Genomic DNA, 12601 nt, shown 5'->3' with positions numbered 1-12601 from the left:
ATTCGAAGTATGTCCAATAAGGAAATTAAGAAATATATCCTAGAGTTAGAACAGAGGTATCCCGTGAATCAATGGCAGATTCAAGGGGTAGATGTATGGCCTCATATTCGGATTAAACTCTACTTCTTATTATTGAATCTTGATACTGATAAGCCTGAAATAAATAATTCTTATAGTGCAAAGAACAAAAAACATTTGGCAATAAGAAGGTTAATTAAAATTCCCGGGGCTATAATGAAAGCCTTGTTTGGTTTACATCAATTCTATAAAAAGCTCAAACCAAAAAAGATATTATTCTTCGGGTCCCATTTTCATCGTACCAGGCACGAGGGAGTGTATTTTAATCGCTTTTTTGATCCTATGATTGAGGAATATCAACTCCAGGATGAAGTATATATAATCGAGTTTGAGAAACTTTTTGACAAGAATTTTAACCAAAAGGCTATCCTACCTCTTCATCAATATCTGGATCAATATAAATTGCTTAATAAACTGAATGAGTTATTTTCTCAACCAGTTAAAGAAAATATAGAATTAAAAGACTATAAAGCTTTTTATGAAGAGTTAAGCAATGATTTTCCGGGGGCAAAAAATTTAAATATCTCCATTCAGGCCCTGACCCGATGGGCCCGAAAGATAAACCATACGAAAGGCTTCTTTTCTAGACTTTTCAAAAAAACAAAACCAGAAAAAATTATTTTCCTTAGTTATTACGGCTACGATGACCTGGCGGCCGCACTTTTGGCTGCCCATGAACTTGGAGTAAAAACGATTGACTTCCAGCATGGTCCACAAACCAATGTGCATATGGCATACACGGCCTGGAATAAACATCCCGATAGGCCTTATAATATAATGCCCCTAGAATACTGGACCTGGGACCAAAGATCAAGGGATAATATTGAGGAATGGGCTCGAAAAACAGGTTTTATAGAAGTTAAAAATGTTGGGCATCCTTACCTGGCTTATTTTAAAAAGAAGAAATTATTCCGGCAGAAGGACGAAAAAATGTTTTTTAGTCTCCAAACACTTAGTTTGGAGGAGATGCTTCCCGGTGCTCTGCTGAACCTGATTAGAGAATCAGGATTGAAATGGAACTTAAGAATGCACCCAAGAAGTAACTTCACGCAAGAGGAACTTAAGTTCTTTTTGAACCGGAATAAAATCCACAAGGATATTTATGAGATTCAGGATGCCATAAATACCCCCTTGCCCGAGGCTTTATCTGGTGCTAAACTTCACATAACAAACTTTTCAGGTTGTGTGCTTGAGGCCGGGATGTTGAATATACCAAGTCTCATAATTCATGAATCTGGTAAGGAGATTTTTCGTGCGTATATTGATGATAATTCGGTTTATTATTTGAATCCGGACGAGGCAGGATTTAAAGAATCATTTTTCAATATTATTAAGAAACTACCTGAAAAGAATATAGAAAGAGAAATCCGGGAGGTTCCAAAGCCTCTGGAATAAAGTAGTTATGGTTTTTGAATTTGGATAAACACTAAAATACCGGGAGTGAATTGATTTTCCCGGTGTATAAATCTTATATTAGTCTTAAAAATACTTCATGAAGTCAATTGGTTTTATTCCTCTTAGAAAAGATTCCAAGGGAATTAAAGGGAAAAATAAGCGTAAATTATTAGGCCGTCCTTTATTTTCCTGGGTGCTGACAGAGGCAGCGTTTTCGACACTTGATGAGGTTTTTGTATACACCGATGATGAAGAGATAATTAAATTTATAAGCCAACAATATTCCTGGAACTCCAAAATAAAGGTTCTGCAAAGAAGCGCTAAAAGCGCTACTGATGAAGCTTCAACAGAAACTGCTATTCTGGAATTTAGCGAGAAAATCTCTTATGGATTTGATGTTTTTTGTTTGCTACAGGCAACCTCGCCCTTCACCACAAGAATAGAAATCAATAAAACCTTAGAGGAAATTAAATCCGGTATGGATTCAGCGCTAAGTGTAGTTAGAACTCAAAGATTTTTTTGGGATAAAGATGGTAAGCCAATCAATTATGACTTCCGGGAACGACCCCGGCGTCAGGATTTTAAAGGCACCCTGGTCGAAAACGGTGCTATTTACTGTACCACCAGTAAGGCACTACGGAAAAGTAAATGCAGGATTAGCGGAGATATAGGCCTTATAGAAATGCCTGAGGATTCTTATACTGAAATTGATTCGGTTACAGATTGGAATATTGTTGAAAACCTTTTACTTCAAAGACTTCAGTCGGAAAGGAATCCTTCAAGGATCACTCACCTCTTTTTAGATGTTGATGGTATTTTTACAGATGGTAGAGTATTATATTCTGAAAATGGAGAATTTGCCAAGGTATTTGATATGAGGGATGGAATGGGGCTTGAAATTTTGAGACAGGATAATATTGAGGTGTCTGTAATGACTTCAGAGAATTCAGCCCTGGTTGCTGCCAGAATGAAGAAACTGAATATTGGTAAAGTTTATTTAGGGGTTAAGGATAAATTGGGGATGCTGCAACATCTTTCCCTAACTCAGAATATTGACTTAAATAATATCGCATATCTGGGAGATGATGTTAATGATATGACTTGTATGGCAGGTGCAGGTTGGTCTATATGTCCTAATAATGCCATGGAAGAAATAAAAAGAATTTCAGATATAATTTTAACATCCGATTCCGGTTCGGGAGCGATCCGGGAAGCCTGCCGGTTTATAACTAAATATAATAAACGATTTGAAAGAATATAATACTCCCTTTGTTATAGCCGAAATAGGTTGTAATCATAAAGGTGATTTCGAGATCGCTAAAGAAATGATTAGGGTTGCTAAAATATTTTGCAAAGTTGATGCGGTCAAATTTCAGAAGCGCAGTAATAGAGAATTGTTAAGTAAAGAACAGTTTGAGGCACCACATCCTAACCCCATCAACGCCTATGGAGATACTTATGGGGAACACCGCGAGTTTCTGGAGTTTAATATCGAACAACATAGGGAACTAAAAGAATATTGTGAGGAAATGGAGCTAATCTATTCCTCTTCAGTTTGGGACCTGACATCGGCTAGAGAGATAGCATCTTTAAATCCTAAGTTTATAAAGATTCCTTCAGCCTGCAACAATAATTACCCTATGTTAGAATGGTTATGTGCCAATTATAAGGGTGAAATTCATGTTTCGACTGGAATGACCACTCCCCAGGAAATATCTTTAATCGTAGATCTTTTTAAGGAAAAAAACAGAAATCAGGATCTGATCCTGTATAACTGTACCTCAGGTTACCCCGTGCCTTTTAAGGATGTATGTTTATTAGAGGTTAGTAAGCTGAAGAATAAATATGCCAAGTCTTTTAAACAAATTGGGTTTTCAGGACATCATTTGGGGATAGCAGTAGATGTAGCAGCCTTTACCTTAGGAGCATCTGTTGTAGAAAGACATTTTACTTTAGATCGAACCTGGCGAGGTACAGATCATGCGGCTTCACTTGAGCCCGCCGGTTTGCGGAAACTCAACCGCGATCTTTGGGCGGTATATGATGCATTGTCCTATAAAGAAAAAGATATTTTAGATATTGAGGAGGAACAAAGGGATAAATTGAAATTCAGAACTGATTTTTAATTAATGAAAATCTTAATGCTCTCCATCTTCGCGCCACATTTCTTTAACTGGACCGAACAGTTGAGAGATTCTGGGCATGAGGTATATTGGTTGGATGTATACGACTCCAAATCCAAAGTTAAGCAGATAGATTTTGTTGAGCAGATCCTTGGATGGCGATATAAATGGGATTATCCCGGTAGGTATTTCCTTAAAAGTAAAACTCCTGATATAACCCGTCTCATTAATATTTTCAATGAACGCAATTTCCAGGAACAACTGGAAGAGCAAATTAGGAGAATAAAACCTGATGTAGTCCATAGTTTTGTGATGTATCTTGGAGGGGCGCCTGCCTTACCGGTGATGAAAAAGGTTCTCGACCTCAAATGGGCCTACACCGCCTGGGGCAGTGATATGTATTATTATCAACACCAACCAAAACATCTTAAGGATATGAAAGAAACCCTAGCCCAGATGGATTACATGTTTGCCGATTGCCAGAGAGATTATAGCATTGCTCAGGAACATGGTTTTGAAGGCAGGTTTCTCGGAGTTTTTCCGGGTGGAGGCGGTTTTGATCTCAGAGGTTTGGACCCTTTTATTAAGGATAAGGAAAACAGAAGTATGATTCTAATAAAGGGCTATCAGGGGCTACACGGAAAATGTATTTCTGTATTAGAGGCGCTTCAAAAACTAGAAATGCATTTAAAAGATTACCGGATAGTTGTATTTGGAGCTGCACCAGAAGTATTTAAATTTGTGGGGTCTTCTTCTTTAAAAGCATTTAAAAATTTGGAAGTATATGGAAAACTACCTTACCAAAACCTAATGGAATTGATGGGGCGGGCCTTAATCTATATCGGGAATAGTAGTTCTGATGGGATGCCTAATACCCTTCTGGAGGCAATTATAATGGGCGCTTTTCCAATGCAGTCTAATCCCGGAGGAGCTACCGCAGAAGTAATAACACATAAAAAAAATGGACTCCTAATTGAGGAGCCTGAGAATCCCGGCCAAATTGCAGAATTAATAAGGGAGGCTTTGTTCAATCCAGAGTTTAGAAGAAAAGCTATTGCCTGGAATTCAGAAAACATCAAACCGAAGCTGGAAAGAGAACGGGTTAAAGCCCGGGTTTTAAAAGCTTATGAATTAATAGAGAAAGATCTGTAATGGAGCCAGTGTTTTCAATACTATTTGCCCACCGTAACCGGGATTCTGAAAGGATTAAAATCTCCTTTGACTCCCTGCGGAAACAACAACTTCAGAATTTTGAAGTGATCTTTGTAGATTATGGAAGCGAGAAAGGGCTTGTAAAAGAACTGGAAAAGCTTGAAAGGGAATTTCCTTTTGTTCGCTTTTATCACTTAGCAGTACCGCAGCTCTTATGGAATAAAAGCAAAGCCCTTAATTTTGGGATTACAAAAGCGAAAGGAGACTACGTTTTCATTGCAGATATTGACCTTGTTTTTCATCCTGAAACATCTATTTTATGGGAAAAGCTCCAGAGCCCGGATAAATTTTATTTATTCCAACTTGGTTATTTAGATAAGGCAGAATCACAGAAGCTTTCAGGGAATTATGAATTTGGCGATCTAAAGTCCGCCCGGGTTGGGGAGGTGAATGGAATGATTCTGACTTCCAGGGAAAGCCTGATGAAGGTGAACGGCCTGGATGAGTTTTTTCATTTTTACGGATCCGAAGACGAAGATCTTTTTGTCCGATTGGAAAATGCGGGGTATCAGGAAGAGCAAAGAAAGGAAGAGTATTTTTGCCATAACTGGCACCAAAGTTTTTCAGGGACTGAAGATAAATTGCTCACAGGAAATCCAAGGGTAAAATATATCATGCGCATTAATCAACGGCATTTTGAACGCAACCGGGACCGGGGAATTATAAAACCTCTGAGGCAGGGGGAAATGGGGAACTTTATAGCTGCGGAAAGATCAGAAGCTTTAAAGAATCCGGATATGAATCTTGAAATTCCCAATATACTTGCCCGGGTAGAACATTTTTTAAGAGAAGAATTACCTTCCCGAAAAGGAGAAGTGGTTCAGGTGGAGTTTTTTGAAGACGAATTTTATACTTCTTTAAAACACAGGTTGAAAAAAGGCCTGGGCAAGCAGACGCAGCCCTATATCTCTATGAAGGAAGTTAATGATATGGTCCTAAAGGAGATCCTTTATAATTACAGAGATCATAATTATTCCTTCAGGCTGGGGAAAGATTTGAAAAGGATCGACTTCATTTTAGAAGTTTGATTGAAAATAAATTTGGTGATTCCTTACGAGCGAAGAATTTATAAAATGAATTGAATGTCCTTAAAATTAAAACTTAAAGAAGGCTTATTACACATATTAAATCTGTTACCTGAAAAACAGGGATTTTATTTTTATCATAAAATTCAAGACGCTGTTAATGGAGAGAATATGTTACAGCGGGTAAAAACCAACAAGCCCAGTTTTGGAGTTTTACAAAGATTATTACAGGAAAAGGGCTTATCCTTAGAAGGCAAAAATATTTTAGAAATCGGTTCGGGATGGGCACCGGTGATGCCTTACTTTATGCTTTTCCAGGGAAGAGCGAAATCAGTCTCTACTTTCGATCTTAATAGGCATTTTAATAAGAAGGGCGTCTATAGGTTGAACGAGGTTTTCTTTTCGGAATACGGGATCAGGATCACTTCGGAACCTAAAAACGCATATCAAATGCCAAAAAATATTGCGTATTACCCCAATACTAACCTGATAGCTGCCGACTTACCTGAAACAGACCTTATTTTTTCTCGATTTGTACTGGAGCATGTAAAGCCTGAAGACCTCACGTTAATGCATAAAAAATTTAGAAGAGGCTTAAAACCGGGGAGTTTAATTGTACACCTGATTTCTCCTAGCGATCATCGCGCTTATGTGGATAAGAATTTGAGTCTGCAGGACTTCTTACAATACAGTGAAGCCGAATGGAAAAAGAAGCAAACCAAATTTGATTACCACAATCGCCTGAGACTTCCGCAATATTTAGCTATTTTTAAGGCAGCTGGCTTGGAGCTCTTGCATGTGGAATATGATCAACCCAGTGCTAAAACATTTAATAAGTTTAGTGCTGTTCCAATTCACGAAGATTTTAAGAAATTTACAGATGAAGAATTAACAGCCGGATCTATTAATGTGGTGTTGAAGGTATAAAAGTTCTTTTGGGCAAAACCTGGACAAACTTCATCCTTCTGTTTTGAATACGTTACATTCTCTAAAAGGGAAGTTTAATTTTAAATCCTAAAAATATGTTTATAATAGCTGAGGTGGGCCAGGCCCATGAAGGAAGTCTAGGCTTGGCTTTATCTTATATTGATGCCCTGGCAGATACCGGGGTGGATGCCGTGAAGTTCCAGTTGCATATTGCGGAGGCCGAAAGCAGTGAATTTGAACCTTTCAGAGTAAAATTTAGTCAGCAGGATAAAACCCGTTTTGATTACTGGAAGCGGATGGAATTTACCCTGGCGGAATGGAAAAAAATTAAGGCAAGATGTGATCAAAAGGGAGTGGAGTTCCTGGCTTCAGCATTCAGCAATGCTGCAGTTGAGCTTCTGGAAGAGCTCGGAGTAGAAAGATATAAAATTGGATCGGGGGAGGTTAGTAATTTCCTGTTGCTTGAAAGAATAGCTAAAACCGGGAAACCGGTCATTCTTTCTTCAGGGATGAGCTCTTTTAAAGAACTGGATCGAACTGTTGAATTCCTGAGGAAAAGAAAGGTGGAATTCTTCATCCTTCAATGTACCACGGCTTATCCCACAAAGCCGGAAGACTACGGACTTAATGTAATCTCACAACTTAGGCAACGTTACGGGGTGATGGTAGGTTATTCCGATCATTCCGCAAAAAGAGAAACCTGCATCGCCGCAACTGCTTTGGGCGCTGAGATCCTGGAATTCCATGCAGTCTTCGACCGCCGAAGCTTTGGCCCTGATGCCACTTCGTCCCTGGAGATCGATGAGATCAAAAGCCTGGTGAAGGCGGTAAGGAATATTGAAACTTCTCTTGAACATCCCGTTGATAAATCAGATAATTTCCGGTATAAAGACTTGAAGGATATTTTTGAAAAATCTTTAGCAGTAAATAAAGACCTTCCCGCAGGCCACAAACTGACTTTTGATGATCTCGAAGCGAAAAAACCTAAAGGCGCTGGCATAAATGCCTCTCAATTCGAAAAGCTGATTGGTAAGAAAATTAAGAATAATATGAAGCAGTGGGAGTTTTTGAACGAGGATTTCATTTGATTTTAGAACGCCCAGACTTCTCGCTACACTCCCGATTTACATCGGGATCATTCGCAGTCAACGTAAGTGCTATCAATTTATTAATCTACAAATCGTTGGTTTCTAGTGTCTTTGTAGAGCGATAGCAAAGCAAAGGTGTATCGAGAACAGGAGAGAAGTACAAATACCTAAGACTTCTCAATGCAATTTTTTACCTGCGCTCCGCTCCGGAAAAAACCACCCGAAGTCAACGGGAGAAATTATGACTACTAAATTCAATTTAGATTTGACTGCTACCAAAAACTAAAGACTACCGACTAAAACTAACGTCTAATTTATTTACATTTGTTCAAACCCGAAAATCACCTATGCTCCTCATCATCCATCAACATGCTGCCAGGCTTGTCCGTGTCTACTATAAAGAGCATAGTTTGGCGGTAAAGGAAGCTGATCTTTGCAGGATTTTTTGGGATTTAGCGAAACAGTATCCTGAGGAATTGATATGTTGGTGTGAAGAAAGTTATGTTGAAGAATTTAACAGGAGCCTTTTAAAGGAAATATTTCCGCATGATTTAATCATGGCTTCTTATGCCCTGGAGCATTCGTATTTTCCAGAACAAATAGGTTATATTGATCAGTATCCCTCAATAAATGTTAACCAGGAAGTGCGTTACGGAACCTGGAGAATGAGTACTGATGCCGGAGGTATAAAAGGAAAAACTTTATTGAATTTCCGAAAGTCTTTTGGGAAAATAAAAGATTTTGGATTTTTATTAAATTCAATTGCTAAATCCGGTCAGCATAACGGATTATTCTGTTATTCAGAGCCGTGTTTCTTCAAGGCCAGCCTGGTAAAGCAACATATACCTCAGCCGGTTACGGGCATTTCAGAGCTTTTCTCGTTTGTATATATGCATTATAAAACAGTTCGGGTTTGGTTGTTATTTTGGTATTTTATAAAGTTTGAGCACTCCTTTCCGCTTTTATCTCTGTTGCGTTCATTTTTCAGGAAAAAGTATTTCCTAAAAGAAATTAACCTAAGGGATTCAGTTGAAAAGAAGATAAAAAAAATCACTGAACCGGGTAGTCTTGATGTAATCATACCTACCTTGGGGCGAAGAGAATATTTGTTACAGGTTTTAGATGATTTGAAAAAACAAAGCTTATTGCCGAAAAAGGTAATTGTGGTAGAGCAAAATCCCGACCCCAAATCACAAACAGAATTACGAGAGCTAAGCTCAAATACCTGGCCTTTTGAAATCGTTCATCATTTTATTCATAAAACCGGTGCTTGTACCGCTCGTAATATAGCCCTAAAAGAAGTAGATGCCGATTGGGTGTTTTTTGCTGACGATGACAATAGGATGGAAGCTGAGGTCTTAGAAGATTCATTGGAAGAGATGAGGTCCTTTAACATAGACTGCTTAACGCTTAATTATATCCAGCAGGGGGAAACTTTATTTTTTGGTAAAAGAAAACAATGGGGGACCTTTGGTGCCGGCAATAGTATAGTTAGAGGAGATTTGGCTAAAAAAATTAGATTTGATCCGGCTTTTAATCATGGCTATGGGGAAGATATGGAATATGGCATGCAATTGCGCATGGCCGGTTGTGATATCATCTATCATCCTGAATTCAAGATTCTGCATCTAAAAGCGCCCAGGGGTGGATTTAGGGATGTTTCTTTGCCGCCGTGGAAAATAGATGAACCTAAGCCGGCACCCACCATTATGCTTTTTGCTAAAAAATATTTTACTCCCCAGCAGATGAAGGGCTTTAAAACGGAACTTTTTCTGCGGAATTATGACTTAGGCAAAAACCTTAACCCCATAAAATATTGGAGGAATATGCAGGTACGTTGGAATATAAGTGAAGATTGGGCTAAAAAACTCTTGCTAAAATAATTTTAGGGGATGAAGTTTTTAATCAGTCAAAGAAGCCCTGGAAAAGATGATTTTCAGAAACTGGAACTGAAATATCAGGTTGAGGCAGGAACTGCAGGGCCATATAGTATTGTCACAGAAAAAGACACCAGCGGTTACAGTGGGCAGGGGCTTAGGTCTTTTATAGATGGGTATATACGGGATTTTAATTGTGCAATGCCGGATGTAGCTTCTCAAACTGAAAATGCCATCGGCTTAATTACTAAACAATGGCCCGTCCCAAACTCGATAAGTGGATCTTTTTCCACTGCGATAATTGAGGAAAAAACCGGGGAAATAGTTGTTTGCAATGATGCAATAGGAGTGTATCCTCTTTATTACTTTGCGGGGGAAAATGAATTTTATATCTCTAACAGTCTCATTTGGCTGGGGGTGGTATCAAAAGCATCAGTCGATGAGGTTGGCTTATTTCAACGCACATATTGCCCTGAATTTGCGAATATCGGGTCTAGAACTCTATTAAAAAATGTAAAGCGTCTTCTGCCAGGAGAATGGATTAGATTCAGAAAATCTGGAGAGATAAGAGAGCGAAAATATGATAATGAATTATACCAGCAACTTTCTGATAGTGTCGCTCCTTTAAAATATTGGAAAGCCTTTAAAAAGGAAGTGTCATATTGCCTGGCAGAAGAAGAAAACGTTCATGTTGCCTTAAGCGGAGGAATGGATAGCCGTCTGATTATGGGGAGTGTCCCCAGGGAAAAACAATTATTCTGTCACACATACGGGCAGGAGGATTATTATGAAAGCCTTATAGCAAAACGCATTGCTGGTTTATATGACGCCAATTTCAGAAGTTATTCGCAGCCGGAATTGAATTTTCCTGGGAAGGAAGTCCTTGAAAAATATACTATTGAAACAGAGGCTATTTATTTAAACCATTGGCTTGAAATTTTAGAGGAGCACGAGATAGAGAACAGGGAAAACATGTTGGTAGGGGATATGACGGAATCCTTGCAGGGAAGAAACCTTCCGATGAAAAAAAACTGGAAAAACTTTAAGCAGTATTACCTGGGACGCAAGGAATATCCTTTAACTGAAAATACCAGGGAGAAATTTGAGGATTGGAAAGATGGTGTCATAAGTAAATATACCGGTTTGATATCACAAAAGCATCTCAACCGGATAAATGTGCAACTTACGGAGGAACAAATAAACAATGAGATTACTGCAGATCTAGAAGAACTATTTTTAAGAATTGAACAGCATAATCTTCCTTATCTGGAACTGGTTTCCGAGATATTTACCTGGTTTACTCATTCCCGAATTCCGATGGGGAAACAGATACTGATCTTAAATTCCAATTTTAAAAGTTTTTGTGTTCCGATGTCTGTTCAAATTCTTCGGTTAACCAGCAATCTTCATCCAAATCTTAGACTGAATGGCAGGTATATAAAATCTTTGTTTGCCTCGGTTAAGGAATTAAAACTGGGAGCGAGCGAACCTACCAGCCAGATTCCATTCGTGCCTTTTAATTCGCCAGAGATATTTAAAGTTCCTATATGGTTTTTAAGATCGGAAATAGATGATTTTCTTATAAAGAGAGTAATGAAATCTGGTAACCCAAAGAAGAGATACCGGGTATTAAAATCTTTTAATTGGGTAGAAGTGTATCAGCAGCCGAAAATGGAGGCAAAATTATGGTCTTACTTCGAGAAAAATTATTTAGGAGAAGGATATACAAATGCTGTAATTTATGGAGCTCTCAAACGTAGAGACCTGGAGCAATGGCCGCTTAGTAATATCAATATAATTAATGCTGCAGCATTAAATGCAGAATTAGCCCTGCTAAAAGCCCTCAAAGACGAATGAAATTTAATCTAATCATCTGTACATATCAACGGAGCCAGGCCATAGAGCGACTCTTAGAATCGGTTAGGGAGCAAAAGTTATATCCTGATGAAATACTTGTCATTGATGCTTCTCCCGATGATTTAACGAAAAAGCTATTTGAGAAAAAGCCTTACCCTAGTTTAAAATATTACAAAGTAGGAAAAGATGATATCGGATTAACCCGCCAGCGCAATTTTGGGGTAAAACATTCAAGTTCCGATATGGATGTTTTTTGTTTTTTGGATGATGATATAGTACTTGAACCTGATTATTTTGAGAATCTGGTTGATAGCTATATTAAACATCCAGGGGCCATTGGAATTGGTGGTAGAATAAAGGATGATATTGTCTGGAAAAAGGTATCGGGGAACTATAAAATCAAGTTTGATGAATTTCAATTTGATGGGTTTGCCCGACCCCTGGGACAACGAAATGTTTTAAGAAAACGATTAGGGCTATTATCAGGTAAACCACCGGGCTTCATGCCTGAATTCTCCCACGGTTTTTCAACCGGATTCTTACCTCCTTCGGAAAAGATTTACCCGGTAGAATTCTTTATGGGAGGGGTGGCTTCCTATAAGCATGAGCTTTTTTCAGAAATAAATTTTTCAGAAAAATTTATAGGTTATGGTTTGTATGAAGACCTGGATTTTTGTTTACGAGCCTCCGCAATTGGGCAATTATATGTGAATACGGCTGCAAAAGTAGAGCATCTTCATGATGAAGCCGGTAGGCCCGATTATATTAAATATGGGAGAATGGTTGTTGAGAATGGATATCACGTATGGAAATTGAAAAATCCCAATCCCTCTTTTAAAGCAGCCTTTAAATTCTGGGCAATACATATCTTATTGTTAATCATTAGATTTGTAAATGGCTTTAGTAAAGATAAAAGTGGGTTTGATGATGCCCGGGGGAGACTCAAAGGTTTAATTGAAGTAATAAAAACAAATTGATCTATTAGTATTTGTTTATACTATTTTTGAAACCGCATAGGC

The 12601-nt window shown here is 38.3% G+C and carries 10 protein-coding genes; all 10 read left to right on the top strand.

Annotated features, from left to right (window positions below):
• Positions 1–9: 9 nt before the first annotated feature.
• A complete protein-coding gene (locus APB85_RS14300; RefSeq protein ID WP_057482096.1) occupies positions 10–1473 on the top strand; it encodes a hypothetical protein in 1464 nt (487 codons plus the stop codon).
• Between the two features lie 97 nt (positions 1474–1570).
• Positions 1571–2734 (top strand): acylneuraminate cytidylyltransferase, encoded by a 1164-nt coding sequence (locus APB85_RS14295; RefSeq protein WP_057482095.1) that lies wholly within the window; start codon positions 1571–1573, stop codon positions 2732–2734.
• The gene (locus tag APB85_RS14290) at positions 2721–3599 is read left to right on the top strand and encodes an N-acetylneuraminate synthase family protein (RefSeq protein ID WP_057482094.1); all 879 of its coding nucleotides are present in this window, start codon (positions 2721–2723) and stop codon (positions 3597–3599) included. The genes APB85_RS14295 and APB85_RS14290 overlap by 14 nt, the downstream gene beginning before the upstream one ends.
• Before the next feature lie 3 nt (positions 3600–3602).
• On the top strand, positions 3603–4748 hold the full coding sequence (locus APB85_RS14285) for a glycosyltransferase family 4 protein (RefSeq protein ID WP_057482093.1): 1146 nt from the start codon (positions 3603–3605) through the stop codon (positions 4746–4748).
• Positions 4748–5836 (top strand): glycosyltransferase family 2 protein, encoded by a 1089-nt coding sequence (locus tag APB85_RS14280; protein WP_057482092.1) that lies wholly within the window; start codon positions 4748–4750, stop codon positions 5834–5836. Before APB85_RS14285 ends, APB85_RS14280 begins: the two co-directional genes overlap by 1 nt.
• 54 nt (positions 5837–5890) lie before the next feature.
• A complete protein-coding gene (locus APB85_RS14275) occupies positions 5891–6760 on the top strand; it encodes a class I SAM-dependent methyltransferase (protein ID WP_057482091.1) in 870 nt (289 codons plus the stop codon).
• Positions 6761–6855: 95 nt separating this feature from the next.
• The gene (locus APB85_RS14270; protein ID WP_057482090.1) at positions 6856–7848 is read left to right on the top strand and encodes an N-acetylneuraminate synthase family protein; all 993 of its coding nucleotides are present in this window, start codon (positions 6856–6858) and stop codon (positions 7846–7848) included.
• A gap of 347 nt (positions 7849–8195) precedes the next feature.
• Positions 8196–9731, top strand: a complete 1536-nt coding sequence (locus tag APB85_RS14265) for a glycosyltransferase family 2 protein (RefSeq protein WP_057482089.1) — start codon at positions 8196–8198, stop codon at positions 9729–9731.
• A gap of 9 nt (positions 9732–9740) precedes the next feature.
• Positions 9741–11582 carry an asparagine synthetase B family protein gene (locus tag APB85_RS14260; protein WP_057482088.1) on the top strand — a complete coding sequence of 614 codons (1842 nt, stop codon included), beginning with the start codon at positions 9741–9743 and terminating at the stop codon, positions 11580–11582.
• Complete coding sequence (locus tag APB85_RS14255; RefSeq protein WP_057482087.1) at positions 11579–12559, top strand: glycosyltransferase family 2 protein; 981 nt, start codon at positions 11579–11581, stop codon at positions 12557–12559. Before APB85_RS14260 ends, APB85_RS14255 begins: the two co-directional genes overlap by 4 nt.
• Positions 12560–12601: the final 42 nt, after the last annotated feature.

Origin of the sequence: Salegentibacter mishustinae, assembly GCF_002900095.1 — a bacterium.
Taxonomy (GTDB): domain Bacteria; phylum Bacteroidota; class Bacteroidia; order Flavobacteriales; family Flavobacteriaceae; genus Salegentibacter; species Salegentibacter mishustinae.
Note: the sequence above shows the minus strand (reverse complement) of the source record. Positions and strands in the feature narration are given on the sequence as shown.